This is a genomic window from Sorangiineae bacterium MSr11954 (genome assembly GCA_037157815.1).
GTDB classification, from domain to species: domain Bacteria; phylum Myxococcota_A; class Polyangia; order Polyangiales; family Polyangiaceae; genus Pendulispora; species Pendulispora albinea.
In genome coordinates, this window is record CP089984.1 from 3,341,562 (window position 1) to 3,368,507 (window position 26,946).

The following is a 26,946-nucleotide window of genomic DNA, read 5'->3' on the forward strand; positions in this document are numbered from 1 at the left end:
CGCGCCACCGCGAGCGCATACCCAGAGGTACGAAGGCTACGCATCTGCCGAAGGACGCCGTATGAGTGTTCGCCGTACCGTTGGTTTTCTCCTCTTGGATCGGGCGCCGGCGTTGAATGTCAACGGGCCAGCGGAGGTGTTCAGCGCGGCCAACCACGCGCTCGAAGACGAAGGAGGCGGCTACGATCTGGTCTTCCTGTCCGACACGGGCGGCCTGGTCCGGACGACCTCGGGCATCGCCATCGCGACCCAAGCTCTCGCGACCTTCGATCCCGCGCAGCTGGACACGCTGATCGTGGTGGGCGGCGCGGAGGCCGAGGCCTTCGTGCGCGACCTCGCGCTCATCGCGTGGATCAAGCGTGCATCCAAGACCGCGCGGCGTACGTGCAGTGTCTGCAAAGGCGCCTTCTTGCTGGCCGCCGCCGGATTGCTCGACGGGCGCCGCGCCGTGACCCATTGGTGCGAGGTGGCGGTGCTCCAGGGCATGTACCCGGACGTGCACGTCGAGCTCGATCCCATTTACCTCCAGGACGGTCGAATCTGGACCTCCGCGGGCATGACCGCGGGGATCGATCTGGCGTTGGCCCTGGTCGAAGACGACTACGGCCGCCGGACCAGCCTTCGGATCGCCAAAGATCTGGTGGTGTTTCTGAGGCGGCCGGGCGGCCAGGCGCAATTCAGCAGCGCGCTCGCCGCCCAGACGCGTTTGGTCGCCGGCTCCGAGGACGCGAAGCTCGGCGAGCTCCCCGCGTGGATCGCGGACAACCTGCACGCCGATCTCAGCGTGGAGGTCCTGGCGAAGGCCGTCGGCATGACCCCTCGCACCTTCGCCCGCAATTTTGCGCGATGGCACGGGGGCACGCCGGCCAAGCTGGTCGAAGATCTTCGGGTCGAGGCCGCGTGCCGGCACCTGGAGAACGGCGATCGCGCGATCAAACGCATCGCCGATCTCTGTGGTTTCGGCGACGAAGAGCGCATGCGAAGGGCCTTTTTACGCCGTTTGGGCGTTCCGCCGGCCATCTATCGGGAACGATTCGGCCGCGCGGAGATGCGTGAATAGGCCGGCCCTCGGTCTGCGGGCGCCGCAAAGTCTGCGGGCGCTGCGAACGCATCGATGGGCTCGATGGATGGTATGGCGACTATCCATGGGTCGCGCGGGTGGATGGACCTATCGTGAGTGCGTCAACCGAGAGAGGATCCATGATCGTCGAATACATTCGCTACACCATCGATGCGGGAAGGGCGACCGACTTCCTGATCGCCTACGAAACCGCCGCGAAGAGCCTCCGCGACTCGTCGCACTGCCTCGGCTACGAGCTCACCCGCTGCACCGAGGCCAGCGAGAGCTTCATCCTCCGCATCGAGTGGGACTCGGAGGAGGGGCACCTCAAGGGGTTTCGCACCAGCCCCGAGTTCAAGCCGTTCTTGCAGGCCATTCGGCCTTACGTGCAAGACATCGCGGAGATGCGGCATTACGAGCTGACCCCCATCCGGTGGACGCGCTGATTGGGGATCCGTAGGTTCGCGAGGTGCCGAGGTATCGGCGCGCCGACGAACGAAACGGATCACCTTTCGACGAAGAGCTTCGTCACGTGATCGGCGAAGGCCCGGACCTTGGGGACGTGCCGACGATCGGGCGGCCAGACCAGCCAGATATCGTCTTTGGGCTCGTCCGCGCGGGCGCCCTCGAGCACGACCGTCAAGCGGCGCTCGGCCACGAGGGACGCGACCATGGGCTGCGGAAGGAGGCCCACGCCCATTCCGGCTTGCACGGCGAAGAGAACGGCGCGCAGATCGTTGAAGAGGTGGGTCGTCGGAAGGAGCGCCGGCGCCGCGTCGGATGGGGCGGCGGAGAAGCCCCACGGCTCGATGCGCCCGTTGGTCGAGGTGCGGTGGCGGATGCAATCGTGCTTCGAAAGGTCGGAGATCGACTGGGGGGTGCCTCGCCGGGTGAGGTAGCTCGGCGCGGCGCAGAGGAGCGAGCCGGATCGGCCGATGCGCTTGGTCATGAGCGCGCTGTCGGCAAGGGGACCGCTGCGAAGGGCGATGTCGTAGCCTCCGCCGACGACATCGATGGGGCGATCGTCGAAGGTCATTTCCAAGTTGATCTCGGGATAGGACGCGGTGAAGGAAGGGAGGCTCGGGAGCACGACGGCGTCGCCCAGGCCGGGCGGAACGCTCACCCTCAAGCGGCCGTGCAGTCCGCCCCGCAAGGTGGTGATGGCGGATTCGGCGTCGGAGAGCGCGCCGAGCACATTTTTCGCTTGCTCTAGCACCAGCTCGCCGCAGTGGGTGAGGCTCAATGCGCGCGTGGTGCGCGCAAAGAGGGTGATGCCGAGGCGCTCCTCCAGGCGGCCCACCGCCTTGGCGATGCCCGATGGAGTTCGTCCGAGGGCGACGGCGGCGCGGGCGAAGCTGCCACTTTCGGCCGTGCGCACGAACGCCACCAGGTTGCCCACGCCCGCCGCGGTGCCTGCGCCGCCAGGAGAGGAGTCGAGGAGAAGGTTCAGCGGGGGGCTTGCTTCCTTCATTGAGGACATTCTGTCGTGAGTGTTCGGACGGCGGCACGCATTCTCGGCAAGACGGTAAGGGCCCTAGAAGATGCGGGCAAGCAACGGGGGTTCGAACTCGACATGGAGATCCGTATGAATATCAACGATGTAGGCCGCACATTCCTTCCGGCGTTCCTGGCGATCGCAGCCATGGGCGGTTGCTCGCCCGCCCAGGCGCAGCCGCCGGCGTCACCCTCGGCCACATCGGGCGCCACGGCGCCTGCCGCCGCCTCCGCCGCCAGCTCGGGTGGCGCAGCAGGCGCGGATGCCGCCGGTACCAGCCCGTGGGGCGCGAGCGACGAAATTGGGATGCTCAACATGATGACGGCGCCGTCGCGGCTGGCCATCCTGGCGCGCATCGACGGGAGCAAAGTGTACGATCTCGCGGTCGACTATTTTCAAGGGATGCCGAGCTTCGATGCGCTCGGCGATCCGCGCTATCAAATTTGGCTTACGCACACCCCGCGCGGCACGGGCGTGGATGATCCCGTCAAGGTCGGTCGCCCGCAGAACGACAAAGTCTCCTATACGGGTGATGCGATTTCCATGTACACGCATACGGGGACGCATATCGACTCACTCAATCACTTTGGATTGCACGGCCGCATCTACAATGGCTTCCGCGCCGACGAGCACCTCGGCGACCATGGGTGGCAGCGCAATGGCCCGGACAAGATGCCGCCCATCATCGCCCGCGGGGTGCTCCTGGACATCGCGGCCCTCAAAGGCGTCGCGATGCTCCCCAATGCGTATGCCATTACCTCGGCGGACTTGAAAGACGCGCTCGCGCGCCAGCATACGAACCTCGAGCCGGGCGATGTGGCGCTCATTCGCACGGGGCGCATGAGCGTATGGCCCGACCGCGACCGCTTCGTCGCCGACACCCCCGGATTGACCTTGGAGTCCGCGCGCTGGTTGGCCGAGGAGAAGCGCGTGATGGTCATCGGCAGCGATGCCCTGGCGCCGGATCAGCTGCCCTCGGGGCAAAAGGACAATTGGATCCCCGTGCACACGTATTTGCTCGCGCAGCGTGGCATTCCCCTCATCGAGGTCATCGACTTGGAGGCGCTCGCCCGCGATCGCGTTTACGAGTTTGCGTTCCTCGGTGCCCCGCTCCGCCTGCGCGGCGCATCGGGCGCGCCGTTTCGGCCGATCGCATTTCCGCTGCGCGCCGTGAAGCGCTGACCGCTGCGCGCCGTGAAGCGATGAGCCGCGCGGCGCGAAGCGCTGACCGCTGCGCGCTGCGAAGCGATGAGCCGCGCGGCGCGCGGGCGCGGTCATCGGTGGACGCATCGCAAATGGAATTGACCTCCGCCGATGTCGCGCGGGCGGCACACGAGATCGCCGCCGCAGTCGGGGTCGATGCAGCACGCATCGCTGCAGTATTTGGCGCCGGCCGGCGAGTCTTGAATGCACCGGTTGCCCGCGCACTCGGTCGCCTTTTCGCATGGCGCGCCGTTGGCTTTCGGGCCGCGCGGGCTCGCCACGTCGGTGCACGCGGTGACGATCTCGGAGTGGTCGCGCGCCCGCGTGTTGTCGCAGTAGGAGGTGCACGCCGCCGAGCCGCAGCAGGGCATCTCGCATCGGGTGGTGGTGGTGTCGCAGAGGCCTTCCTTGCAGCGGGGGCCGAAGATACCACCGCAAAGGGCTCCCGGGTCCGCGGTGCCATCGGACACGCCGCAGCCGAGCACGAACTTCTTCGCGTCGGCCTTGCCGCGCACGTCCATGGCGCGGCACACCGTGCCGTTCGTGCACTGCGTGGAGTTGCAGCACGTGTCCGCGCACTTGTTGGTGGCGGGGTCGCAGATGCCCGATCGGCAATCGGCTTGCACGGTGCACGCCTCGCCGCCTTTGCGCGCGCCGAGCGCGGGGCGCTGCAGGATCCCTTTGCTGACGCAGTAATTGCCGCCGGTGCCGGCGCCGTAGCAGACGAAATCGGCAGGACAGTCGTCCGACCTGCAACAAGGCTTGGTGCACAATCCATCGACCGTGACGACATCGGCCGTGAGGACCGGCGTGTAGCCGCAAAAGGCACCGCCGCTGCACTCCAAATCGCCTTTGCACGACTCACCGAGGCCCTTTTTGGCCGGCTCCAGACACTTCAAGGTGCCAAAGTCGCACGCCGTGCCCGCGGGGCAGTTGTCGCTGGTGCAGGCGGTGGCCGCGTCGACGCACTCGTTGTTCTTCGGCGCGCACCGCTGACCGGCCGCGCACTTGCGATCGCCGCAGTCGATGAGCGCGGGACCCGGGCCCGTGCCCTCCGGCACACAGGTCGAGCCCAGACAGTATTGTCCGGCGGGGCACACACCGGCCTCCAAGGTGGCGTCGCAACGGAAGGAGGGGACGTTGCCGTCGACGATGGCCTCGCACCCGCCCGCCGCGACCAGCACCATGCCCGCGAGCCCAAAGGCCACCGCCGCCACACCCTTTCGCCAGGACGTCATCGCGCCGTCACCCTCGCGGGGCGCCGCGCGATCTGCGGTGCGTCGTAGGGAATTGCGTCGATCCACCCCGCCTTGGAGTGGGGAAACGCGTCGGCGTAGGGGACATAGGGCTTGACGTCGAGGACGGGGGTGCCGTCGATGAGATCGACTCCGCGGATATGCAGGTTGCGATCCTCGATGCGAATCAAGGTGACCGCCGAGAGACCGATCGGATTGGGTCGATCGGGGGATCGTGTGGCGAAGAGTCCCCGCGGCGCCCCCGGGCTCCGAGGCGTTCGCACCATGGGCCCCCAACCCCCTCCGCGGTGCAGCCAGCTCAGGATCCAGATGCGCTCGATGCCCTCCAGGTCCGTGAGCGCCGAGGTGGGGATGCGCGAGCCGTCGAGCTCGAGAATGGCCTCGGCCTCCGAGCCTGCGGCCGCCGCCTGTTGCGGCGTTCCAAAGCGCCGTTGGTAGGGCGAACGCACCCATCCAATGGGTTCGATCGGAAAGGGGCCGCGCGGCCTCGGGGCATCTTCGGGGGTCGACATGGGTGGGCATTCTACCGGCGACCCTCGCCCTCGTCCTGGTGCGCGAAACCAAAACCGAAGCACGGAATCGCGCAGGCCGGTTGCATCCGATCGTGCTCGCGAATCGTCCGAACGTGTGCGACCGCCCCACACGCTGGTCGTACTCATGGGGCATGCCCGGCGCCGCTACCGCGTCGGGCGACACCTTCATCGTGCATGAATCGCGCGTGAACGGCGCCCAATCGCGCAGGGATCGCGCATCGCGGAGGATCTCGTGAGCAAAAACGAAAAGAGCAACCACGAAGCAGCACGCGCGGCCACCGAGGGCGGGCAAGCCCCCGTCACCGTGCTTGGCTTGGGCCTCATGGGCTCGGCCTTGGCGGCTGCATTTTTGAATCAAGGTCACCCGACCACCGTGTGGAATCGCTCGGCCCAAAAGGCCGACGCCCTGGTCGCGCGAGGCGCCCGGCGCGCCGATAGCGCCCGCGAGGCGGTGGCCGCGAGCCAGGTCATCGTCCTCTGCGTGCTGGATTACGAGGCGGCGCGTGACATCGTGGAGCCGTTGGGCGACGCGCTCGCGGGCCGGGTTTTGGTGAACCTCACCTCCGGCACCCCCGATCAAGTCCGACGAATGGCCGCATGGGCCGATGAACGCGGCGTTGGCTACCTCGATGGCGGCATCCTGTCGACCCCGTCCGGCATCGGCCGGCCCGAGACCCTGCTGCTCTACAGCGGCGCGCAGGCGCTGTTCGATGCGCACCGGCCGCTCTTGGCGAAGCTGGGCGGCGCCACCCTTCACGTGGGCGCCGATCCCGGGCTCGCGGTGCTCTACGACATGTCGCTGCTCGGCATCATGTATTCGACCATGATTGGCTTTCTCCATGCGCTCGCCGTCACCGGGAGGGAAAACGTCGATCCCGTGGTCTTCGCATCGTACGCCACCAAGTGGCTCACGGCCGTGACCGGTTTCCTGCCCGACATGGCACGCCAGGTGCGCGATCGCGACTACACGGGCCATGAGGCCACCTTGGACATGCAAGCCGCGGGGATCCCGCATTTCATTCGCTCCAGCGAAGACCGCGGTGTCGATCCGGCGCCCATGAAGTACGTCCTGACCCTCATGCATCGCGCCATCGCCAAAGGTCATGGCGGGCACGATGTTGCGAGCTTGATCGAGGTGATCTGATAGTAAAGCGGGGATGACGGATCGTCAGCTCATCGAAGTTCACGGTGCACGCGAGAACAATCTGAAGAACGTCTCGCTGAACATCCCCAAGCGAAAGATCACGGTGTTCACGGGGGTGTCGGGCTCCGGCAAATCCTCGCTGGTCTTCGACACCATCGCCGCCGAGGCCCAACGCCAATTGAACGAGACGTTCACGGCCTTCGTCCAGGGCTTCTTACCCCGCTACGGCCAGCCGGACGTCGATCACATCGAGCACTTGAACGCGCCGATCATCATCGATCAAAAGCGGGTCGGCGGCGGCTCGCGCTCCACCGTGGGCACCTATACGGATATCGCGGCCCTGTTGCGATTGCTCTTTTCGCGGGTGGGCCAGCCCTATGTCGGGCCGGCCTATGCCTTTTCGTTCAACACGCCGCAAGGCATGTGTCCGGAGTGCGAAGGTATCGGCAAGACCGTCCAAGTCGACTTGAGCAAGCTCCTCGATCGCAGCAAATCCCTGAATGGCGGCGCCATTTTGCATCCGGAGTTCAAGGTCGGTAAGTGGATGTGGAAGATGTACCCGCTATCGGGCCTCTTCGACAACGACAAGCCGATCGCGGACTATTCGAAGAAGGAGCTCGACGCCCTGCTTCATGGCGCCGAGGACGTCAAAGTGTCGTGGGGGGAGTTCGGCTCCAAGTACGAGGGCCTGGTCGAGCGCTTTACGCGCATGTACATCAAAAAGGACGCGGCCGCGATGTCCGAGCGCAATCGCGCCGTGTTCGAGCAGTTCACCACCTCGCAGACGTGCCCGAGCTGCAAAGGCGCGCGGCTGAATCCATCGGTCCTGGCGTGCACCATCCGCGGGCGCAACATCGCGCAATTTTCGGAGCTGGAGGCCACGGAGCTCCTGGCATTCCTGCAGGGCTTCACCGATCCGGTGGCCGCCCGGGTGGCCGCCAAGTTCACCGAGCGGCTCCGGCACCTGGTCGATATCGGCCTTGGTTATCTCAGCCTCGGACGGGAGACCGCCACCTTGTCGGGCGGCGAGTCGCAGCGGATCAAGATGGTTCGCCACCTCGGCAACAGCTTGACCGAGATGCTGTACATCCTCGACGAGCCCAGCGTGGGGCTGCACGCTCGCGACGTCGCCCGTTTGAACCAGCTCTTGAGAGAGCTTCGCGACAAGGGAAACACGGTGTTGGTGGTGGAGCACGATCCCGATGTGATCGCGGTGGCCGATCACGTGGTGGACATCGGCCCCAAGGCCGGCACCCACGGCGGGGAGGTGGTGTTCGAGGGCACCGTCGACGGGTTGAAACGGGCCGGCACATTGACGGGGACGTTCTTGAGCCATAGCCTGCCCGTCAAGACGAAGGTGCGCGCGCCGGCGGGGAAGCTCCGCATCCGAAACGCGGCTCTGCACAACCTCAAGGACGTGACGGTGGATATCCCCACTGGGGTGCTGACGGTGGTCACCGGGGTGGCCGGATCGGGCAAGAGCACCTTGATCAACGACGTCTTTCTCGAGCAGCACCCGGACGCGGTGGTCATCGACCAATCGCGGGTCACCGCCAACATCCGCTCCACGCCGAGCACGTACACCGGCATCATGGATGACGTGCGGCAGGCGTTCGCCAAGGCCAATGGGGTGAGCGCGTCGCTCTTCAGCTTCAACTCGGCGGGGAGCTGTCCAAATTGCAATGGATTGGGTGTGGTTTACACGGATTTGGCGTTCATGGAGGGCATCGCTTCGCCCTGCGAGGTGTGCGAGGGAAAGCGCTTCAAGGACGAGGTGCTGGCCTATTCGCTGCGCGGCAAGACCATCAGCGACGTCTTGAACCTGACGGTCGAGGACGCGCTGGCCTTCTTCACGGAGAAGAAGATCAAAGCGGTGCTGGCGGCCATGAACGACGTGGGGCTCGGCTACATGCGGCTCGGGCAGCCGCTCAGCACCATGTCGGGCGGGGAAGGGCAGCGCCTCAAGCTCGCCACGGAGCTTCACAAACAGGGCAGCGTTTACGTGATGGACGAGCCCACCACCGGGCTTCACCTCTCGGACATCGGGCGCTTGATGGCCATCATCGATCGTTTGGTGGACGCCAAGAACACGGTCATCCTGATCGAGCACCACCTGGACGTCATCCGGCAGGCGGATTGGATCATCGATCTCGGTCCGGAGGGGGGAAGCGGCGGCGGCGAGGTGTTGTTCGAAGGGCCGCCGGCGGAGTTGAAGGCGTGCAAACGGAGCATCACGGCGAGCTTCGTGTGACGCACTCGTCGGGCAAAAAGGTGAACTGCGCGGCCTCTGCGACCATCGGCGCCTCGTCGGCCCGATAGCGCAGGAGCCGCGCGCGGCGTTCGTCGGTCCAGCCGCGGCCGGGGCCCGCGTCCGTGCGGAGCGCTTCGAGGGCGATCCGGCGCAGGTCGGCGCTGGCCTCGCGCGCGAGCAGCGCCTCCAAGAGGTCCGGATCGCGGCACGCGCGCGCGGCCGATTGCGCGAGCACCAGGGCGTCGGCGTGCAATCCATCGCGCGCGCCGAGCGCGATCAGCGCCGCGGCGAGCTCCTGGTAGCCCAAGAGCGGCGTGGCCAGCCGTAGGTAAAGGCGCACGGCGCGGCCGTCGCGCGCGAGGTGCTCGAGCACGCCCTCGGCGACCTCTCGCGTCCGGGCCGGCGTGTGCGGATGGATCGCGTTGGCGATGGACTCGACCAGCGCGGACAGGATCGGGCGCCGCCCCGACTGCGCGGCCACGGCGGAGATCACCGCGTCGACTTCGTCCGGCAGCATGCGGACGAGCGCCGCGCGGCACGCGGCCGCGCCCTCGTCGGGGTGCGCGGCCGCGAAATGGCGAAGGCACTGGTGAAAGAGCACGCGATCGGGATCGCGCAAGGGCAAGCTGGTCATCCGCCGCAGAAGATCGAGGCGCGCCTCCGGCTCCGGGCGCCCGAGCACCAAGGCGAGCAGCGCGCAGATGCGCATCTCCGACGAGGCCGACAAGCGATCGAGCGGGATGTCGGCCAAGCGGGACGCGATGATCCAATCGGGATCGGTCGCCGCGGCCTCGAACAGGCGCCAGGTGTCGGGTCGCTCGAGGTGATCCCAGAGCGCGCGCAGGAGCGCGATGCGCACATCGCGGTGAACGCCCGGCCGGTCCATGGCGAGCAAGGCCCGATACGCGGGCTCGCCGCCCAGCTCGCCGAGCAGGCGCATGACCTCTTTGGCCACCGTGACCTTCGTCATCGGCGCATCGCGCAAGATGGCGAGGACGCGCTCCTCCGGCATGTCGCGAAGCGCCACGCGGAGCGCGTAGATGGCCCAGCGCGCCCGATCGTCGGCGAGGCACGCGAGCAGCTCCGGCACGCCTTGACCGCTATCGAGCCACGGCAGCCTGCGAACGGCGATTTCGCGCATGGGCGGGCTGGGATCGGACGCCAAGGCGATGAGGTGGTGCGCCGGCGCATAGGCCAGGCGCGCCAGCGCGTGCAGCGCGAAATATTGGGTGGAGACGTCTTGCTTGGGGACCTTGGCGAGCGCCGAGAGGGCCTCGGCGTAGCGCGCCTGCTGGCGCGAGGTCCACCTGCGGTGGGTGTTGCCAAAGTCGATCACCCAGTGCGTGCGGCCGCTGGCGAAGCGGCCCTTCATGCGCTCGTTCGAGAGAAATCGACCGAGCAAATCCTGCCGATGCCACCCCAGCCAATGCGCCACCGCCGGCACGGTCACGAAGCTCGGATCGCGCACGATCAACCGATCCATGAGCTCCCCGAAGTGCCGCGGCGCATGTTTGCGAAGGAGCTGGAGGGCGGTGGCCGCCACGTGGACGAAGGGGAGCTCGCGCGTCAAGCGAACCAGCGCCCCGATGAGCGGCCCGACGGATGACAGCTTGCGGCCGAAGCTCGAGGCCAGCCAGATGAGCGCCCCCGCGCGCTCTTGGGTCGCCCAGGCGGAGGCGAGCTCCCCGAGGGGCTCGACCATGGCCGCGATCTGCGCCTTGGTGAGCTGGTCGCCCAGCCCCGATCCCGACACGGAGCCGCGCGCCTCGAGGAGCTTCGTCAGCCATGCGCCGCCCCAGCGCGCGTCGAGGGGAAAGAGGCGCACCACCAATGTCTGCACGGCGGCGGCGGTGGCATACGACAGATCCGCGGCGTCGAGCGCATCTTGGAGGATGGCGCCGAGCATGGCGAGGTGCTCCGATCTCCACCTGGACACCGGTAGCTCCGCCAGGGCGCCCATCATCGCGCGCCGGACCGGATCCTGTTCGAACTTGCGCGCGTGGACGAGCTCCAGCGCGAGCGGCATCGCGTCCGGCTCGTGGCGCACGCACGCGATCAGCGCCGCCAGGGCGATCCCGCGCTCGTCGCCCTCGGGGTGCCCGAGCCAGGGGGCGAGCGCCGTCTTCGCGTCGGCGAAGGGAAGAAAGCGCGCGTAGCCGATGCGCTCGCGCGGCGCGGTCGCCAGCGCCGGCACGTCGGCCAGGTGCCTTTGCGCTTCGCGAACGCGAAGGTCCGTCGGAAGCGCGTCGATGCGCTCGCGGTCGATGACGCCGCGCGCATCGCGCGCCGCGTGCGACCAGCGGGTGAACGCGCGCTCGCGGAGCTCTCCTCGGGGGCCCGCCGCATCGATGCCGCGAAGCAAAAAGGCGCCCCACGCGCCGCGGCCCCGCTCGAGCCACGCATCCTGCACCGCCCGCCGCTCCTCGGGATTCAGCCGAAGGAACCAGCGCCGCGCGCGCGTGCCATCGGCGAGCGATGTCCACGCATGCTCGACCACGTACGCGAGGCGCTCGGCGCCGAGGCGATGGGCGCACGCGGTCAGCGAAAAGGGCGCGAGCTCGACATCGGGCGACCGCGGGCGCGCGCGTTCGTGCCGCGCGCGGAGCAAATCGAACGTCTCGGTGGGCCGTTCGATCGACAGCGCGCGCAAGGTGCTCCCCCCCAGGAGATAGTTCGCTTGCCCTTCGGGGATGTCGCCGGCGGCCAAGATGGCATTTGCGAGCCGCAGCGCCGCGTCGGGCGCGTACCGGGCGATTCGTTCGAGGGTGCCTCCAATCCTCCATTGAAGGCGCGGATCGACCGATCCTTGCGCGTGCAGCCGGGACGTGAGCTCGTCGGCCGTCAACGCGGGGTGCCAGCGGGCCATCCGCGACCAACCCAAGTACCCGGCCGCCTCCTGCAGGCGCGGGAGCTGCTCCCGAACGACGCGCTCCGAGGCGAAGGGGATCACGTCGATCAGGAGCTTGCCCGGCGCGCTGTCCTTGGCCAAGAGCCGCTCCATGCCGCCATCGATCGCCGCGTCCCGCCGTTTCTGTCGCAGCTTCGTGCAAAGGGAGACGAGCGCCCCGCGCGGGCCGACGAGCACCATGGCCTCCGCCACTTGCTCGTCGCTGCACGCGTAGGGGACGAGGTGCCGCGCGGCCCCGCGCACCGAGCGCGATGCATCCTGCAGCGCCAGGAGCACCGCCTGGCCATCGCGGCTGCCGAACGCGCTCTGCACGGCCAAGAACCGCGCATACGCATCGGTGCTTTGCTGGAGCTCCGCGATGGCGCGCTCGGCATCCGCCCGTCCCTCGGCGGCGAGGCGTCCAATCGCCACCATGCGCTGCATGCGCTCGTGGTGCGTCTTCGTTTCGAGCTCGGCGAGCAGCCCTTCGGCGGAGAGGGGCAGAGAGGGGATCATGCCGCAATGTTAGCGAAAATGTCCCTCCAAGCCCAATCCCGCGCCTCGGGGTGGGCCCGCCAAAGGCGGCTTTGGTCGGATTGTGCTATCCAACTTCGAATGAGCATGATCCGGCCGAGCGATCTCGAGCCCATTCTCGCAGGCGACGCGCGCGCGCGCCGCGCCTTCGTCCTGGAGTTGAGCCCCCTCGTTCGCGCGCACGTCACACGCGCGCTCCTGCGCCGCCGCGCGCGTGCCCGGCGCCATGACGTACGGCAGGAGGTGGCGGACATGGTGCAAGAGGTGTTCGCGGCGCTCTTCGAGGACGATGCCAAGAGCCTTCGCGCCTGGTCGCCCGAGCGCGGTCTCTCGTTTTCCAGCTTCGTGGGGCTGCTTTGCGAGCGCCAGGTGCACGCGATCCTGCGCAGCGGGCGACGAAGCCCGTGGAGAAACGAGGCCACCGAGCCGGCCCAGCTCGATGCGCACATGCAGCCAGGGCCAAACCTCGATCGGCGGATCGAGCAGGAGGACATGGCGCGCGCGGTGGTCCTGCGCACGGCGGGCGAGCTCTCGCCGCGGGGGCAGGAGTTCCTTCGCGTGCTTTTTCTCGAGGGGAAGGCGGTCGATGACGCGACCGCACAGCTGCAGGTATCGGCCGATGTCGTCTATGCGTGGCGGACGCGCATCATCAAGCGTGCTCGGCGCATCGGCGCGGGGCTCGAAACGAATTTCGTCCGCGCCGTCAGGTTTCGCGAGGTCGCGCACAAGAAAGGAAGAGCAGGAAAGGAAACCGCGATGATCGGACTCTCCCCGGAGCTCGAAGCCCAGCTTCGAACCTTGCCCGCGCTCTTGCGCGAGATGGCCTACAGCATCACCTCGGCACAATCGCGCTTATCAGGACCAGGACCAGCACCAAGCGACGGATTTTCCCTGCTGGAGCACGCGTGGCACCTGGCGGATCTGGAGCGCGAAGCCTTTGCCGTGCGCATTGCACGGGTGCTCGCGGAGGACACGCCCGAGCTGCCCGACTTCGACGGCGACCACGAGGCCAAGGTCCGCCGGTACCGCGAGCGCGATCTGGGCACCGCCATCGCCACCTTTGCCACCGTGCGCACGGCGAACCTCGAGCGCCTCGCCAAGGTGGCGCCCGACGCGTGGGCGCGCACGGCCATCCAAGCGGGGGTCGGTCCCATCACCCTCGCCGATTTGGTCTGCCGCATGCTCGATCACGATCGCGCGCACGCGGCCGAGCTTCTGGAGCTGCTCGTTGCCATCGGAGCATCGCACGCAAGGATCCCCGCCCTCGAGGAAATGGCGCACGCGGCCAAGCCGACCCCCTGCGCGGCCTAGCGACCGCGCATCGAGGACGCGACGGGCCGTGCGCGTCAAGCCTTGCCGTGCGGCAAGACGGGCCCAACACTCCACCGAGGCGGATATCCGCTTTCCGCATCGGAGGAACATCATGTCGGCCGCGCTCGAACCCCGTACGCCACCTACTCGACCGATTCTCTTTGGCCGTTCGAGCTCGCACTTTTCGCGGGTCGCGCGCATGCTCGCCGCGGAGCTGCAGGTCGCGTACGACTTTCGCGTGGTGCCGGATCTCCTATCGTCGAACGTCGACGACTACGGCGGCAACCCTGGGCTTCGGATGCCGACGCTCCAAACGCATCGAGGGCTCTTGTTTGGAGCCCTCAACATCGGCCGTGAGCTCGCGCGTCAATCGAGCCTGCGGCCGCGCGTCGTCTGGCCCGAAGATCTGCACGAGCCCGTGCTCGCCAATGCGCAAGAGCTCACCGTGCAGTCCATGGCGACCGAGGTCGCGCTCATCCTGGGCAAGATCTCGGGCATCGATCAGAGCAAGCACCACGCAAAAATGCGCACGAGCCTGTTGGGATCGATGGCCTGGCTGGAGGGCCATGCCCGCGATTTTTTGCGCGCGCTCCCCTCGGATCGCGATTTCAGCTTTCTCGAGATCACGCTCTTTTGCCTGATCACGCACCTGGAGTTTCGCGACGTTCTACCGCTTGGCCCCTATCCGGAGTTATCCAAGTTCAGCCGCGACTTTGCCGAGCGCCCCTCGGCGCGCGAGACCGTCTATCGTTTCGACGCGTAAAACGGAAATACGTACCTCGCGCGGCGCGCGCACCTAGATTATGTGCGCGCGCCTGCGCACCCCCAAGTTCAGCCGCGACTTTGCCGAGCGCCCCTCGGCGCGCGAGACCGTCTATCGTTTCGACGCGTAAAACGGAAATACGTACCTCGCGCGGCGCGCGCACCTAGATTATGTGCGCGCGCCTGCGCACCCCCAAGTTCAGCCGCGACTTTGCCGAGCGCCCTCGGCGCGCGAGACCGTCTATCGTATCGACGCGTAAAACGGAAATACGTACCTCGCGCGGCGCGCCTCTCGACTATGTGCGCGCGCGTGCGCGCTCGGCAAATTGGGCGAGCACGCCCTTCCATCCGTTCTCGCTCTCGAAGATGGCTCGGAGCTCGGCTTGCCGTGCGCCGTAGGCGTCGAAGTTGCGATGCTCGAGCTCGACCCTCGTGCGATCCGCCCCTTCGGCGATGAAGTGAACTTCCACCTCGGTGAGCACGTTGGGATCGGGCTGCCAGTCGGCGCTGACTTGCCACGTCAGCACCAGGCGCGCGTGCGGCTCCCAAGCGAGCACCTTGCCCCAGGTGCATGTGCTGCCATCGTCTCCGCGCTCGTACCAGCGGCCGCCTTGGCGGGGCTCGATCACGGCGTCCACCGCCTTGGTTTTCCCGATTTTGTGCGAGCCGAGCGGCCACCATGTCCCCAGTTTTTCGGTGAACACGCGGAAGGCGATCTCCTGCGGCGCTTGGACCATGACGGTCTTTCGCACGCTGTTCGCGCTCGCGTCGTCGTTCCCCTGGAGAATGGCTTGATTCGTCATCATGTTCGACCTCGTCGTTTGGTTTCTTGGTTATCCATGGCTTCACGCTCGGCCGCGCGTTTGAACGCGTCGAGCGCCTCGTCCCAGAACCCGTCCAGCCATTTGCGCAGCGCCTCGAGCCCCCGCGTATCCACCGCGTAGAGCCGCCGCGTGCCCTCGGCGCGATCCACCACGAGCTGCGCTTCCTTCAGCACCTTCAAATGCTGGGATACCGCCGGGCGGCTCACATCCATCCCCGCGGCAATTTCGCCGACCGAGCGCGCTCGCCCGCGAAGCCGTTGGAAGATCATGCGCCGGGTCGGATCGCCCAGCGCGTCGAGGGTTCGCTCTGCGTAAGTCATAGCTTACCGTTAGTTATAACTTACGGAAACTTCGTGTCAAGGCCAAGACAGTGGTCCCCACCAGGACCGCCGCCAGCGACAGATTGATGATGCGCGAGCTCACCGGATGCCGTAGCCACCGCGACAGCGAAGCCCCCAAGAGCAGCCAGCCCATGTGAATGAGCACGATCATCCCGGTCAGAAACGCCATTTTGACGATCGCGTCGAGCGCGGGATGCCCCGGCGCCACGGTGGTGCCCGCGAACACGGCGGCGATGGCCAAATACGCTTTGGGGTTGGCCACGGCCAATAAAAAACCGCCAGCCAAGCTGGGTGCGCTCGTGCGCGCAGTCTGCGCTTCGAGCGGCGGCGCCTTGGCGATGCTGTATGCCAAATAAAAGATGTATGCGGCGGAGAGGCCGCCGAGCACGCGCGGCGCGTAGGGGATCGAGGTCACCACCGCCACCACGCCAATCGCCACCATGAGCAGCACCGCCGTGGTGCCGGCGATGAGCCCGCCCGCATAGGGGAGCGATCGCCGCACGCCAAAGGACGCGCCCACGGCGGTGAGGCTGACGGTGGAGGGCCCCGGGCTCCCCATGAGGGCCGCGGACGCGAACATCAGCGCCACGAGCGGACGCGCGATCGTTTGAAAAAAAGCGAGCTGGCTTTCCATCGGACCTCCCGTAGATTTCGTCGGATGGGAAGGACCGTACGCGAGAGCGCGAGGGGCCATCTTGAACGATTGTGCAACCGGCCCACGGAAGCCCGCGGGAAGAGCCGCATGCGCATCGAGGGCGACGCGGAGGGGATCGAGCGCGCGGAGGCCTACTTTCCAGGCCAAGGGTTCTCACCACACCGCCACGACACCTACGCGATTGGCATCACCCGAAAGGGCGTGCAGACCTTCCGCTACCGCGGCGTGCAATGGCATTGCGTGCCCGGCCAGTGCCACATCCTCTATCCCGATGAAACGCACGATGGCAATCCGGCCACCGACGAGGGCTTCGGATACACCATCCTCCACATCGAGCCGCGCCTCGTCCAAGAGGCGCTCGAGGGAAAGCCGCTTCCTCGGGTTCGAAGCCCCGTGGTGGACGCGCGCGCCCTCCCCGAATCGTTCTCGTCCGAAATATGGGATCTCGACACGGAGCTCGACGATGTATCGCGCACCGAAATGGCCGTCGCCGTGGCCCATGGTTTGATGGCGGCATCGTCCCCTGCCGCCCTCTGCCTCACCTCACGGCGCGCGCCGCTCGATTTCGTCGCGCTGTCGCGCGTTCGCGAGGCCATCGCCGCGTGCCCGGCGGAGCGTCATGCGATGCGCGAGCTCGAACGGATCGCGGGGCTCGATCGTTGGACGATCGCCCGCCAATTCCGCGCGCTGTTCGGGACGAGCCCGAGTCGGTTTCGCACCTTGCGAAGGCTCGATCGGGTGCGTCGGCTCCTCGAGGGTGGCCTATCGCTCGCGGACGCCTCCATCGAGGCCGGCTTCGCCGATCAGAGTCATATGTCGCGGTGCTTCAAGAGCGCCTACGGCCTGACGCCGGCGCGGTGGGTCGCGGCGCGAGAGCTCCAGTGAACGCGGATCCTCCGCGGCGCCCGGGTGAAGCTCGAAAAGGGCGCGGAGCCATCGCAATCGCGCATGATCGAAAACACCTTTGCCAACGACACGGAGGCCCATCACGTTCTCGAGCGGATCATCATCGGCAGGGGCCGTCCGTGATCTCGCAGCCCATCTCCTCGTGGAACGGCAGCCACTGATCCTGGGGCCCTCCGCCGTTGGCCCACGCGGCCCACGTCCAAGGCCAGTGGCTCACGGCGATCTCCGCGTCGCACGCGCGGAGGGCGGCAAACATGGATACGCTCTCATGGTCGTTGAGGACCATCTTGTCGCGAATGCAATTGTCGTGTTGGAGACAGGCCGCGTGCGAGCCGCACTCCACGTGCCGAAACCGGCAACGTTTGCATTTGATGGCGTTCGACCCACACTGCGAAAAGATCTTTTGCTCGGTCGTCTCCGCCGGGGAGGCATCGCGGCAATTGGCTTGCTCCGATTTCCCGCACGCGCCAAACTCGCACCAGCGGCCGCGCGGATCGTCCTGGAGGACCTGCCCATTGACGCGAACGGGGTAATTCCGGCATCGGGGCGGATCGCGCGCCAGCAGCGCGGAGCTCGGCCCCGAGAGCAACTCCGTGCACCGGCCATCGAACGGCTGCCCGTCCACGGTGAACCGCGCGATGAGCGGCCCGCTGCCCCGCGTGAGCGATTCGCCGTCGCCGCCCACGAGCTGCGAGGGGTCGAGCGATTGCGGCGCGATTCGATTTGCGCGATCGGACACGTGAAAGGGGAGCGATGTAACGGCACCCGTCGTCGCTCGGGTCAAGGTGAGGGTCGTCAGCGCATCATCGAGCTTGTACGAGCCTTGCTCCCGGCATATCTCCTCCGCGCCACAGGGACTGCGCCATAAGAAATAGCGCCCTTCGTCGAAGGCGAGGGTGCGAATGGCGCCGGGGCCGGCTGCCTCGTAGACACCTTGAAACTTGGGATTCTCGGGAACGGCACCCTCGGGGCTGCTCGATGAACATCCGATCCCCACGGAGCCAAAGGCCGCAATCCCGGCGAAGCACGTACGCCAGAATGCCATGTGAACAACTCCTTTCACACGGCAACTTTGCAATGGCTGCACCACGTTGTGTGCGGGCGCGACCGTCCTGATCTCGGTCACCTACGGCGCAAGCGCAGCAATCTATGGCGGAAGGGATCGTTCCATCGATGGAAAGGATGCTTCCACGTGCTGGACCGCGCGTGGCGATGGCACAACGAGCCTGTTGTCGGAGCCTTCCGTTCTCAACCCATGGCGATGGACCCTCGTGGACGAATGGGATGCACGCATCTTTGTCCTGCAGCCCTCATGCCGAGGAAACGCGGTGTGGAATGGGGAAGCTGCAGGCGAATTGCGACGTAGGACGCGATCCGTGGACGCGAATGAACGGACACGCCCAGCCCAATGACTCGAAGAGGCGCTTGGCGGTGAGATCGTAGGACCAGAAGCGCCAAACGTCGCCGTACCGAACGTCCGCCTTTCGGGGCAAGACGGCGCCCGCGCCGGAACGCGGATCAGCGCACGCGAATGAACTGATACGCCCAGCCCAACGACTCGAAGAGCCGCTTGGCGGTGCCATCGGGCAGGAGCTCGTACGTCACGCTGGACGCATAGTCGGAGCGCGGAAGCAGAAGAAAGGTGCGTCCGTTGACGACGGTGGCGCGGTACCCACCGGCGAAGGTGTCGATGCCCTCGATGGGCTTGGCCTCCTTGGTCACGAGGTTGAAGGACCAGAAGCGCCAAACATTGCCATAAATGGCCGACTTCGGATCGGGGGCAGACGCCTTGTCGATCTTCTCGTCGTGGAGCACGGCAAAGAAGGCCTGCCCGCGGCCAATGACCTGAAAGGCCGCGGCCTGGCGTCCTTGCGTCACATCGGCAAAGTTGAATGTAAAGCTGGGATCGACGGTGTCCGTCCCGGCCTTGACCTTGACCACGCACGTCTTGGGCGCGCCCGCCGCGAACACGGGGGCGGCCGTGGCAAAGACCCAATTGCTGAAATAAAGATTCCCCTCGTCGTCCTTGCTCGCATAGTCGAGCCCGGGGCAGGGGGCGTCGATCAAGCGGCGGATCTGGTCGGTGCCGGTGTCGTAAACGGCAATCTGCGAGCCGCCGTCGAAGTGGTAGTAGTCACCGTCGGACCAATAGTAGGGCCAGTAGAGGCGGTCGCCCTGGGCGATCAACGCGCGGTCGTAGGACGCGCGCACCAACAGACCGTTGCGATCGCGCACCAAGTCCGCGCTGGCCGTGGTCCGGCCGTGGATGGTCAACGTGGCCGGATCCCACACCACGCGGTCGACGTTGTTGAAGGTCATGTAGCCCTTCGCGCTGCCGAACCCATTGCCCCACAGCCCCGCGCTGGAGCCGTAGTTGGCGAAGTTGACGTTCCCCTCGTCCTTCCACTTTTTGTCCTCGGTGATACCGAATCGCATGATCAACGGCGCCTCGCCGCTGGAGACGAAGAGCTTGCCGCCGACGGCGTCGATGCCGCTCGACCCCGGAAACTCGCGCGCGCCGTTGAAATTCACCGCCGTGATGTCCGGTGAATCGTAGAAGTTGACATAGGAGTGGCTGCTCTTTGTCGTGGAAACCAGGCTCAGGAACGCATAGAGCGGCTTGGTTCCATCGGGCTCCGTGGATACGGGATCGCCCGCGCCGCTGTTGCTGCTGCATGCGCCAAGCAACGCAAGGGATGACAGGACGGATGCGCGAAGAAAAGAACGGACCATGCGCCTAGTGTATTGAAAATGAGAGTCATTTGCTATAGCGAGGAACACCTCGTGAAGCCGATCCTCTTTGCACTTACATCGGTTCTTGGCTTGGCGTGGGCGGGGGGCGCGCTTGCGCAGGAAAAAACATCGGACGTCGTCGAGGTCAAGGTAAAGGGGGCGCCGACCACCGCGCAAAAAATGCAGCAATCGGCGCAGGCCGTGACCGTGGTCGATATGCGGCGTGCGCAACAGCAGAGCGCCGACTTGGGCGAGGTGCTGGCGCGCACGCAAGGCGTGGCCGTGCAGCGCCTGGGAGGGCTGGGCGCGAACACCGATGTCTCGCTCAATGGCTGCATCCAGGAGCAGCTGCGCTACTTCCTCGATGGCGTGCCCTTGGAATACGCCGGCTTCCCGTTCGGCATCGCCAATGTTCCCATCAACTTCGTCCGGCACCTGGAGATTTACCGCGGCGTGCTGCCCGCGCGCTTCGGCGCCGACGCGCTCTGCGGCGGGATCAACGCGGTCACCGACGAGCGGCGCGATACGCGCTTGCGCGCCTCTTACCAGGTCGGCTCGTTCGGCACCCAGCGCATCACCTTGGACGGGCGCTACCGCGACCGCGAATCGGGCTTCATCGCGGGCGCGTCCGTCTACTTCGATTACGCGAAGAACAATTACCCGGTGGACGTGACGGTGGCCGATCCCCGCGGGCGCACCCAAGACGTGAGCGTGCGCCGTTTTCACGATCGGTACCACTCCGTCGGCGGGTTCGCCGAGGTGGGGGTGATCGATCGGCCCTGGGCGCGCCTGCTTCTTTTGAAAGCCTTTGCGTCGACATACGACAAGGAGCTGCAGAACAACATCGTCATGACGGTGCCGTATGGCGAGACCCGCTACGGCGAGACGCTCTACGGCGCCACCGTGCGCTACGAGCAGCCGCTCGCGCGCAATCTGGAGCTAAAGGCCACGGCGAACGTCTCCCGCCGCACCATCGATTTCGTCGACGACTCGGGGTGGGTCTACGATTGGTATGGCCGCCGCACCACCCGGCGCTTCCCCGCCGGCGAGATCGAGAACGTCCCGCACGATCAGACGTTCTGGCAGAACAACGTCTACGGCAACGCCGTTCTCTCCTGGAAGGTCCATCCCTCCCATATCCTTCACCTCGCCGTCACGCCGCAGGCCACGTTCCGCACGGGCGAGGAGCGGGAACGCGACAAGGGATTGCCCATCGATCCCCAATCGGGCGATCAGCGCCTCGTTCGGATCGTCACCGGCGCGGAGTACGAGAGCCACTGGTTCGGCGATCGCGTCGAGAACATCGTGCTGGCGAAGGACTACGTCATGCAGGTCGACGGCGAGGTCGCTGCGACCACGGTCTTTCGCGACTTTTCGAAGGGCTACCACACCTTCGGCGCCGGAGACGCGCTCCGCGTTCGCTTTGCACCATGGCTCATCGCCAAGGCTTCGTACGAGTACGCGACCCGGCTGCCGAGCGCCTTCGAGGTGTTCGGCAATGGTGTGCTCGTTCGCCCGAACATGGAGCTCGAGCCCGAGCGAAGCCACAACTTCAACCTGGGCCCTCGGCTCGAGCTGCGGCGCACCCCCATCGGCGACATCACGACCGACGTGAATTTCTTCTTCCGCGAAGGCGAGAACCTCATCGCGCGGCTCATCACCGACAAATACATCACCTATCAAAACATCTACCGCGCGCGCACGATTGGCATCGAGAACGCGGCCTACTGGGAGCTCCCCGGTCGATGGCTGCGCCTCGACGGCAGCTTCACCCTCCAAGACAAACGAAACGTCTCCGACGACGGACCGTTCCGCGCGTTCAACGGCGATCGCATCCCCGATCTGCAGTGGATGTTCGGGAGCTGGGGCGCCGAGCTTCGATTTCGCAACATCGTGACCAACACGGACCGCATCGAGCCTTTTTATACCGGTCGGTACGTTCACGAGTTCTACCGCGGCTGGGAGAGCCAGGGCAATCCGGCGTACAAGCAATCGGTCCCCAAGCAGATCACGCACAACGTCGGCATCTCGTACATTCTCCGCGGCGGTCCCGCCACCGTCACCACGACCTTCGAAGTGCAGAACGTCGCCGACGAGCGCGTCTACGATGTGTTCGGGTTGCAGCGCCCCGGGCGCTCCTTCTACCTGAAGATGACGGGCGAGATTTGAGCCCCGCACGCGCGCATCACCGATCGCGCGCGCTCTACACGTGCGCGCGGCGCGACCACGGCGGATCGTCGGCAAACGCAGAGACGAGCCGGTCGATGAGCGCGCGCACGCTCGGGCTCGCGTGGCGTCCGCCGGGGTAGACGAGCTGCACGGCCCCGCGCCCGAGGCTCCACCCGGGCAGGATCCGCACCAAGCGGCCCGCGAGCAGATCGTCGGCCACGATGAATTCCGGGACGCTGGCGACGCCGAGCCCCGCCACCGCGGCGCGGCGCACGAGCGCCGCCGAGGAGACGCTGTAGCGGCCGCGCACGGGCACCGCGATCTTCTCGCCGTCGCGCTCGAACGTCCATGTGCGCTGCCCGCCCTTGCTCGAGAACGAAATGCAATCGTGCTCGCGCAGATCCAAGGGCTTCGTCACCGGGGGATGGCGCGCCAGGTAATCGGGGGCCGCGCTCACGCAGTGGGCGACGTCGCCGAGCCTGCGGGCGATCATCGAGCTGTCGGGCAGCACCCCCGGGCGGATGGCCAGATCGACGCCCTCCTCCACCAGATCGACGCGCCGGTTGGTGATCAACAGGTCCAGCGACACATGGACGTTCTCCGCCAAAAACCGCGTCATCACCGGCTCCACGATGGCCTCGAGTAGGCGCGGCGCGGTGACCCGCACGAGCCCGCGCAGCGCCCCGCTGCCCTCGGCGGCGATGCGGTCGGCCGCCTGCGCGTCCCCCACGATCTTCCGGCACTGCGCGTAGTAGGCGGCGCCGGCGGCGGTGGGCTTCACCCTTCGCGTGGTGCGGTTCAAGAGCCGCGTGCCCAGCCGGTCCTCGAGCTCCGCCACCCGCTTCGACACCGTCGATTTCGGGATGCCGAGCGCCTTGGCCGCCGCCGTGAAGCTGCCCGTGTCCAGTACGGCGGCGAAGATGACCATCTGATTCAAATCCGGGAGCATGTCCGTTTTTCCGTGTGATCTCCACGATTGTCCACCACTACGAACAGTGTGTCCATGGGCAAGCCGTTGTGGGCGAGCAGCGGGGAGCCCACCGTCGGCACATGGACAAGAAATTCGAGTTGGCGATCATCATCGGTAGCGTGAGGCAAAACCGTTTCGGCCCCGTGGTCGCGCGGTGGTTCCTCCAGCAGGTGGAAGCGTACGGCGGCTTCCATGCTTCGGTGATCGATCTGGCGGAGACACCGTTGCCGCTCGTGCTCCCGCCGGAGCCTCCGGCCATGGCTACCACCGACGCGCGCCCCGCCGAAATGGCAAGCGTGAGCAAGACCTTGGCCGCGGCCGACGCGTTCGTCATCGTGACACCGGAATACAACCGCAGCTTTCCAGCATCGCTCAAGAGCCTGATCGACTGGCACTATTCAGAGTGGAGGGCCAAGCCCATTGGTTTCGTATCGTATTCCGGCGGCTCGAGCGGTGGCCTGCGCGCCGTCGAGCAACTTCGGTTGATCTTCGCGGAGCTGCACGCGGTCACCGTACGCGACTCGGTGAGCTTCGCGCGCTATTGGAAGGAGTTCGACGAAGAAGGGCGCCTGATGGACCCCGACGATGCAAAGGAGACGGCGAGCGCGATGCTCGTGCAGCTCGGTTGGTGGGGCGACGCGCTCCGGGAGGCGCGCACCCACTGGGCGTACCCTTCACCGTAGTCCCCCGCGGGGCGCGCGCGCCGATTGGTCTCTTCGGCGGCACCAAGGGCGCCCGCTGGCACACGTTCCTGGAGTGTGCCGGCGGGCCTATGCCGTATTCGCGCGAAGACGTCGGGAGCGTGTGCCGCTTGCCTGTTCGTGCCATTCCTCGCCCGGCGAGGAACGGAGCGTTGATTCGTCGAGATTGCCGACATTCTCTCGTTCGTGCACCAAAAGAAGATCACGGGCTCGTATGGTTTTGGCGCGAGCGCCTCAGGGTTTGCAATAGCGATAAATTTTGTGGACCGTGTCGAGCCCCGTGCAGGCGGAGCCAGGGCCGCAGTCCGCGTCGCTCTGGCAGAGGTGAAACTGGCCCGTCGGGCATCGATTGAGCGCATCGCACGTGATCCGCGTAAAGCGATCTCCGTCGAGGGTGCCGCAGCAGCGTTGCGCGCCCGAGCAATCGCGATCCTCGTCGCACGCAACGCGAACATCGGTGCTCGAGCCCGGGCACTCGGTGGTCGCCGCGCACCGGTAGGTTCGAGGCCCGAGAAAGGGCGTGGTGATGCAACACACTTGCGCTCGGGGGGAGCACGATACGCCCGGCGGCGGGCCGTTGCCGTTGTCGCAACGAATGCCGGGGTTCACCCCGCTGTCGCCCGCGGAGGAGCCATCGGTCTGGGCCGCATCGGTCGGGCTTGCGTCGGTGAGCGTACCGACATCCGCTCCGACATCGAAGCCGGCGTCGTTTCCTCCATCGCCGGCAGGTGTATCGCCGCGGACATCACCGCCGACACCGCACGCGGCGCCCGAGCAAAGATCGTCGAAGGCCGGCGGACATCCGCCTACCAAAAGCAGGACCAACCCCAAACAAAAGACGGTGCTCACGCTGGCGGTGCGCATGGCTTTGCGATTCTATCACACCCTCGGGCGAGACCCGCGGGCTGGATGGGGCCCGCAGGAATCGCGAGAATCCCATTTTCGAGGAGCGCATGCGGCAGAAGGCCGACATTCTCAGCACCATGGCCGATCTCGCCCCCACCCCCGGAGATGAGCGCGAGCCCCTGCTCGATGTGCTGCGCGCGCTGGCGCTATGCGTCGTGTTGGTCGACAACACCATGGTGTCGTTCAGCGGCTCATCGTACTTGCCCGATGACTCGCCCGATTACTTCTTGAACGAATCGCTCACCGGCATGCTGTTTCGCCTTTTGGTGAACCTCCGCTCGATGACGGTCATGTCCATCTTGTTCGGCCTCGGCTTCTCCATGCAGCTGGCGCGAGCGCGCGCCCGCACCCACGAGCGCGGCGCGACGGCGACCTACCTGCGAAGGCTCGTCGTGATGTTCGGGTTTGGCATTGGCCATGTCGTTTTGCTGTGGTGGGGCGATATTCTTTGGCTCTATGCGCTCGCCGGGCTTTTGCTCCTTCCGTGCCGCAAGGCCGGCACGCGCACGCTCCTGGTCCTGGGGCTCTTGTTGGCCATTCTGCCGCGCGTGGTGGTGGCCATTCCCAGCATCGAAGCGGCGGTCCTGGCGAGCAAGGCCACGGTGCACCAAGCCAAGGCGGGCATGCTCGCCGCCATCTACGGCCAGGATTATGGCCGCGTCGTCGCGGCGCATCTGCGCATGGTCATCGCCGTTCATGTCGGCAGCGCCGCGTGGTTTCTGCCGTGGCTGGGCGGACGGTTCATCCTCGGCTTCGTGGCCGGGCGGCATCGCATCTTCGAGCGCCACGGTGAAGGGCATCTGCCGTTGTTTCGCAGGCTGGCCCTCGCCGGTCTGGCGGTCGCCGCGGTGGGCGCCGCCGTTCGCATGGCGGTCATGGGGCGCACGTTGGGGCTGCCGCTGATGGTGGCGGTGCGCTTCTTCGATCAAGCGGCGGTGTTGGCCTCGGTGGTCATGGGCATGTCGCTGGTGGTGCTGGTGATGCAACATGCCCGGTGTCGGCGCGGGCTGTCCGTGCTCGTTCCCATCGGGCGGATGCCGCTCACCACGTACCTGTCGCAAACGGTGATTTCGACGTTTCTCTTTTACGGCTGGGGGCTCGGCCTCGCGCATCATGTGCAAGGCGCCAAGACGGCGCTGATCGGGCTTTTGGTGTTCGCGTTTCAGCTGGCGATGGCCACGGCCTGGATTCGGCGGTATCGGCTGGGCCCCATGGAGTGGGTATGGCGCACCCTCACGTATGGCCGGCGGCAGCCGATGCGGCGGGATGCGGCTCCCTTTCGGAAGGAGCCGGATCCGGGGTTGAGCGCGTAGCCCGCGTCTGGGGGCCGTAAAGGCAGGGCGCCCGTCGTCACGCGCGTCGCCCTGCGATTTGGGCCAAGCTCACCACCCAGTCGACGAAGGCGCGCACGCGCGCCGGCGGCAGGTGGCGTGAGGGGTAATAGACGTACAACGGGAATCGCTCCTCGGCCCACTCGGGGAGCAGCTGCTCGACGGCGCCCTCGCGCACGAGCTTGCGCGCGCCAATTTCGAGCATTTGCGCGACGCCGTAACCAGCGATGCACGCGGCGATGGCGGTCGAGGGATGGCTGACCACGAGGCGCCCTTTGGCGTCGACGGGGACGATCTCCCGGCCGCGTTGAAAGACCCACTCGAAGGGCCGGCGCGTCGCGGGATCGCGAAAGAGGATGCACTCGTGCTCTCCGCCGCCGAGATCGCGCGGATGTTTGGGACGGCCGCGCCGCTCGATGTACGAGCGCGCCGCGCACGTGAGGACGCGGGTCTCGAGGAGACGCCGGTGCACCAGGGCCGAGGGGGCGGGCTCGCCGAAGAGGATGGCCGCGTCGAAGCCTCCGCCGACGAGATCTCCCATCTCGGCGTCCTCCACGATCTCCACGGCGAGCAGCGGGTGCATGCTCATGAAGCGATCGATGTGCGGGGCGAGCACGAGGTGCGCGGCGAGCGGGGCCACCTGCACGCGCAATCGGCCCGATACCCGCCCGCCGGCGCCGGCCGCATCGCTCGCCGCCTCCTCGATGCCCGCGAGCAAGGGGGCCACGCGCTCGTGAAACGTGCGCCCTTCGTCGGTCAAGGCGATGGTGCGCGACGTTCGATCGAAGAGCCGCACACCGAGGCGCTCCTCGAGCCGGGCGATGGCGCGGCTCACCCCCGATTGCGTCATCGCCAAGGGCTCGGCGGCCGCCATGAAGCTGCCGCACCGAACCACCGCGAGGAACGCGTCGATGCCGCTCAAGAGGCGGCCGTCCGCGGGCGACGACGAATGTTGATATTTCGTCATGGGTACT

General features: G+C 66.7%; 23 protein-coding genes. 11 read left to right on the forward strand and 12 right to left on the reverse strand.

Features of this window, described 5'->3' with window-relative positions; genetic code table 11:
- The first annotated feature begins 61 nt into the window (after positions 1-61).
- Positions 62-1,060 carry a DJ-1/PfpI family protein gene (locus LZC94_13110; GenBank protein WXB18188.1) on the forward strand — a complete coding sequence of 333 codons (999 nt, stop codon included), beginning with the start codon at positions 62-64 and terminating at the stop codon, positions 1,058-1,060.
- A 140-nt stretch (positions 1,061-1,200) separates the two neighbouring features.
- Positions 1,201-1,506 carry an antibiotic biosynthesis monooxygenase gene (locus tag LZC94_13115; protein ID WXB18189.1) on the forward strand — a complete coding sequence of 102 codons (306 nt, stop codon included), beginning with the start codon at positions 1,201-1,203 and terminating at the stop codon, positions 1,504-1,506.
- A 59-nt stretch (positions 1,507-1,565) separates the two neighbouring features.
- On the opposite strand, the gene LZC94_13120 is transcribed toward LZC94_13115, so the two are convergent.
- Positions 1,566-2,531, reverse strand: a complete 966-nt coding sequence (locus LZC94_13120) for a LysR substrate-binding domain-containing protein (protein ID WXB18190.1) — start codon at positions 2,529-2,531, stop codon at positions 1,566-1,568.
- Between the two features lie 114 nt (positions 2,532-2,645).
- Here LZC94_13120 and LZC94_13125 point away from each other — a divergent pair, with 114 nt between their 5' ends.
- Positions 2,646-3,737, forward strand: coding sequence for a cyclase family protein (locus tag LZC94_13125; GenBank protein ID WXB18191.1), 1,092 nt, complete (start codon positions 2,646-2,648; stop codon positions 3,735-3,737).
- 92 nt (positions 3,738-3,829) lie between these two features.
- Here the strand turns inward: LZC94_13125 and LZC94_13130 are convergent, their stop codons facing one another.
- Complete coding sequence (locus LZC94_13130) at positions 3,830-4,996, reverse strand: hypothetical protein (GenBank protein WXB18192.1); 1,167 nt, start codon at positions 4,994-4,996, stop codon at positions 3,830-3,832.
- Positions 4,993-5,526, reverse strand: coding sequence for a tRNA (N6-threonylcarbamoyladenosine(37)-N6)-methyltransferase TrmO (tsaA, locus tag LZC94_13135; GenBank protein WXB18193.1), 534 nt, complete (start codon positions 5,524-5,526; stop codon positions 4,993-4,995). The genes LZC94_13130 and tsaA overlap by 4 nt, the downstream gene beginning before the upstream one ends.
- Positions 5,527-5,779: 253 nt before the next feature.
- Between tsaA and LZC94_13140 the strand changes: the two genes are divergently transcribed.
- Both LZC94_13140 and LZC94_13145 read left to right on the forward strand, forming a co-directional pair.
- On the forward strand, positions 5,780-6,691 hold the full coding sequence (locus LZC94_13140) for an NAD(P)-binding domain-containing protein (protein WXB18194.1): 912 nt from the start codon (positions 5,780-5,782) through the stop codon (positions 6,689-6,691).
- A 13-nt stretch (positions 6,692-6,704) separates the two neighbouring features.
- A complete protein-coding gene (locus LZC94_13145) occupies positions 6,705-8,942 on the forward strand; it encodes an excinuclease ABC subunit UvrA (GenBank protein ID WXB18195.1) in 2,238 nt (745 codons plus the stop codon).
- On the opposite strand, the gene LZC94_13150 is transcribed toward LZC94_13145, so the two are convergent.
- Positions 8,923-12,345, reverse strand: coding sequence for a hypothetical protein (locus tag LZC94_13150; protein ID WXB18196.1), 3,423 nt, complete (start codon positions 12,343-12,345; stop codon positions 8,923-8,925). The two genes, LZC94_13145 and LZC94_13150, sit on opposite strands and share 20 nt — an antisense overlap.
- Positions 12,346-12,444: 99 nt before the next feature.
- Between LZC94_13150 and LZC94_13155 the strand changes: the two genes are divergently transcribed.
- Positions 12,445-13,674 (forward strand): DinB family protein, encoded by a 1,230-nt coding sequence (locus LZC94_13155; GenBank protein ID WXB18197.1) that lies wholly within the window; start codon positions 12,445-12,447, stop codon positions 13,672-13,674.
- A gap of 112 nt (positions 13,675-13,786) precedes the next feature.
- Complete coding sequence (locus LZC94_13160) at positions 13,787-14,437, forward strand: glutathione S-transferase domain-containing protein (protein ID WXB18198.1); 651 nt, start codon at positions 13,787-13,789, stop codon at positions 14,435-14,437.
- Between the two features lie 295 nt (positions 14,438-14,732).
- On the opposite strand, the gene LZC94_13165 is transcribed toward LZC94_13160, so the two are convergent.
- From LZC94_13165 to LZC94_13175, 3 genes are read right to left on the reverse strand one after another with little or no spacing between them, the layout of a single operon-like run.
- The gene (locus tag LZC94_13165) at positions 14,733-15,242 is read right to left on the reverse strand and encodes an SRPBCC family protein (GenBank protein ID WXB18199.1); all 510 of its coding nucleotides are present in this window, start codon (positions 15,240-15,242) and stop codon (positions 14,733-14,735) included.
- Positions 15,239-15,580, reverse strand: coding sequence for a metalloregulator ArsR/SmtB family transcription factor (locus tag LZC94_13170; protein ID WXB18200.1), 342 nt, complete (start codon positions 15,578-15,580; stop codon positions 15,239-15,241). The genes LZC94_13165 and LZC94_13170 overlap by 4 nt, the downstream gene beginning before the upstream one ends.
- Positions 15,581-15,593: 13 nt before the next feature.
- Complete coding sequence (locus tag LZC94_13175) at positions 15,594-16,235, reverse strand: LysE family translocator (protein ID WXB18201.1); 642 nt, start codon at positions 16,233-16,235, stop codon at positions 15,594-15,596.
- Positions 16,236-16,343: 108 nt separating this feature from the next.
- On the opposite strand from LZC94_13175, the gene LZC94_13180 reads away from it, so the two are divergent.
- Positions 16,344-17,141 (forward strand): AraC family transcriptional regulator, encoded by a 798-nt coding sequence (locus tag LZC94_13180; protein WXB18202.1) that lies wholly within the window; start codon positions 16,344-16,346, stop codon positions 17,139-17,141.
- 121 nt (positions 17,142-17,262) lie between these two features.
- On the opposite strand, the gene LZC94_13185 is transcribed toward LZC94_13180, so the two are convergent.
- Both LZC94_13185 and LZC94_13190 read right to left on the reverse strand, forming a co-directional pair.
- Positions 17,263-18,207 (reverse strand): hypothetical protein, encoded by a 945-nt coding sequence (locus LZC94_13185; GenBank protein WXB18203.1) that lies wholly within the window; start codon positions 18,205-18,207, stop codon positions 17,263-17,265.
- 473 nt (positions 18,208-18,680) lie between these two features.
- On the reverse strand, positions 18,681-19,895 hold the full coding sequence (locus LZC94_13190) for an MxcI (GenBank protein ID WXB18204.1): 1,215 nt from the start codon (positions 19,893-19,895) through the stop codon (positions 18,681-18,683).
- Positions 19,896-19,946: 51 nt separating this feature from the next.
- On the opposite strand from LZC94_13190, the gene LZC94_13195 reads away from it, so the two are divergent.
- Complete coding sequence (locus LZC94_13195) at positions 19,947-22,064, forward strand: TonB-dependent receptor plug domain-containing protein (GenBank protein WXB18205.1); 2,118 nt, start codon at positions 19,947-19,949, stop codon at positions 22,062-22,064.
- A 34-nt stretch (positions 22,065-22,098) separates the two neighbouring features.
- Here LZC94_13195 and LZC94_13200 read toward each other — a convergent pair whose 3' ends face one another.
- Complete coding sequence (locus LZC94_13200) at positions 22,099-23,013, reverse strand: LysR family transcriptional regulator (protein WXB18206.1); 915 nt, start codon at positions 23,011-23,013, stop codon at positions 22,099-22,101.
- 101 nt (positions 23,014-23,114) lie between these two features.
- Between LZC94_13200 and LZC94_13205 the strand changes: the two genes are divergently transcribed.
- Entirely contained in the window at positions 23,115-23,717 is a 603-nt protein-coding gene (locus LZC94_13205) for an NAD(P)H-dependent oxidoreductase (GenBank protein ID WXB18207.1), read from the forward strand.
- A 252-nt stretch (positions 23,718-23,969) separates the two neighbouring features.
- Here LZC94_13205 and LZC94_13210 read toward each other — a convergent pair whose 3' ends face one another.
- Complete coding sequence (locus tag LZC94_13210) at positions 23,970-24,599, reverse strand: hypothetical protein (GenBank protein WXB18208.1); 630 nt, start codon at positions 24,597-24,599, stop codon at positions 23,970-23,972.
- Between the two features lie 89 nt (positions 24,600-24,688).
- Here LZC94_13210 and LZC94_13215 point away from each other — a divergent pair, with 89 nt between their 5' ends.
- Positions 24,689-25,954 (forward strand): DUF418 domain-containing protein, encoded by a 1,266-nt coding sequence (locus LZC94_13215; protein ID WXB18209.1) that lies wholly within the window; start codon positions 24,689-24,691, stop codon positions 25,952-25,954.
- 37 nt (positions 25,955-25,991) lie between these two features.
- Here the strand turns inward: LZC94_13215 and LZC94_13220 are convergent, their stop codons facing one another.
- A complete protein-coding gene (locus tag LZC94_13220; GenBank protein WXB18210.1) occupies positions 25,992-26,939 on the reverse strand; it encodes a LysR family transcriptional regulator in 948 nt (315 codons plus the stop codon).
- Positions 26,940-26,946 lie beyond the last annotated feature (7 nt).

What these genes read in the sequence shown, in the direction of transcription:
- LZC94_13190 (WXB18204.1), bottom strand. Translation starts at nt 19,895, where the DNA reads ATGGTCCGTTCTTTTCTTCGCGCATCCGTCCTGTCATCCCTTGCGTTG.
- LZC94_13120 (WXB18190.1), bottom strand. Translation starts at nt 2,531, where the DNA reads ATGAAGGAAGCAAGCCCCCCGCTGAACCTTCTCCTCGACTCCTCTCCT.
- LZC94_13115 (WXB18189.1), top strand. Translation starts at nt 1,201, where the DNA reads ATGATCGTCGAATACATTCGCTACACCATCGATGCGGGAAGGGCGACC.
- LZC94_13125 (WXB18191.1), top strand. Translation starts at nt 2,646, where the DNA reads ATGAATATCAACGATGTAGGCCGCACATTCCTTCCGGCGTTCCTGGCG.
- LZC94_13180 (WXB18202.1), top strand. Translation starts at nt 16,344, where the DNA reads ATGCGCATCGAGGGCGACGCGGAGGGGATCGAGCGCGCGGAGGCCTAC.
- LZC94_13155 (WXB18197.1), top strand. Translation starts at nt 12,445, where the DNA reads ATGAGCATGATCCGGCCGAGCGATCTCGAGCCCATTCTCGCAGGCGAC.
- LZC94_13200 (WXB18206.1), bottom strand. Translation starts at nt 23,013, where the DNA reads ATGCTCCCGGATTTGAATCAGATGGTCATCTTCGCCGCCGTACTGGAC.
- LZC94_13130 (WXB18192.1), bottom strand. Translation starts at nt 4,996, where the DNA reads ATGACGTCCTGGCGAAAGGGTGTGGCGGCGGTGGCCTTTGGGCTCGCG.
- LZC94_13205 (WXB18207.1), top strand. Translation starts at nt 23,115, where the DNA reads ATGGACAAGAAATTCGAGTTGGCGATCATCATCGGTAGCGTGAGGCAA.
- LZC94_13215 (WXB18209.1), top strand. Translation starts at nt 24,689, where the DNA reads ATGCGGCAGAAGGCCGACATTCTCAGCACCATGGCCGATCTCGCCCCC.
- LZC94_13175 (WXB18201.1), bottom strand. Translation starts at nt 16,235, where the DNA reads ATGGAAAGCCAGCTCGCTTTTTTTCAAACGATCGCGCGTCCGCTCGTG.
- LZC94_13210 (WXB18208.1), bottom strand. Translation starts at nt 24,599, where the DNA reads ATGCGCACCGCCAGCGTGAGCACCGTCTTTTGTTTGGGGTTGGTCCTG.
- LZC94_13220 (WXB18210.1), bottom strand. Translation starts at nt 26,939, where the DNA reads ATGACGAAATATCAACATTCGTCGTCGCCCGCGGACGGCCGCCTCTTG.
- LZC94_13145 (WXB18195.1), top strand. Translation starts at nt 6,705, where the DNA reads ATGACGGATCGTCAGCTCATCGAAGTTCACGGTGCACGCGAGAACAAT.
- LZC94_13150 (WXB18196.1), bottom strand. Translation starts at nt 12,345, where the DNA reads ATGATCCCCTCTCTGCCCCTCTCCGCCGAAGGGCTGCTCGCCGAGCTC.
- LZC94_13185 (WXB18203.1), bottom strand. Translation starts at nt 18,207, where the DNA reads ATGGCATTCTGGCGTACGTGCTTCGCCGGGATTGCGGCCTTTGGCTCC.
- LZC94_13170 (WXB18200.1), bottom strand. Translation starts at nt 15,580, where the DNA reads ATGACTTACGCAGAGCGAACCCTCGACGCGCTGGGCGATCCGACCCGG.
- LZC94_13165 (WXB18199.1), bottom strand. Translation starts at nt 15,242, where the DNA reads ATGATGACGAATCAAGCCATTCTCCAGGGGAACGACGACGCGAGCGCG.
- LZC94_13160 (WXB18198.1), top strand. Translation starts at nt 13,787, where the DNA reads ATGTCGGCCGCGCTCGAACCCCGTACGCCACCTACTCGACCGATTCTC.
- LZC94_13110 (WXB18188.1), top strand. Translation starts at nt 62, where the DNA reads ATGAGTGTTCGCCGTACCGTTGGTTTTCTCCTCTTGGATCGGGCGCCG.
- tsaA (WXB18193.1), bottom strand. Translation starts at nt 5,526, where the DNA reads ATGTCGACCCCCGAAGATGCCCCGAGGCCGCGCGGCCCCTTTCCGATC.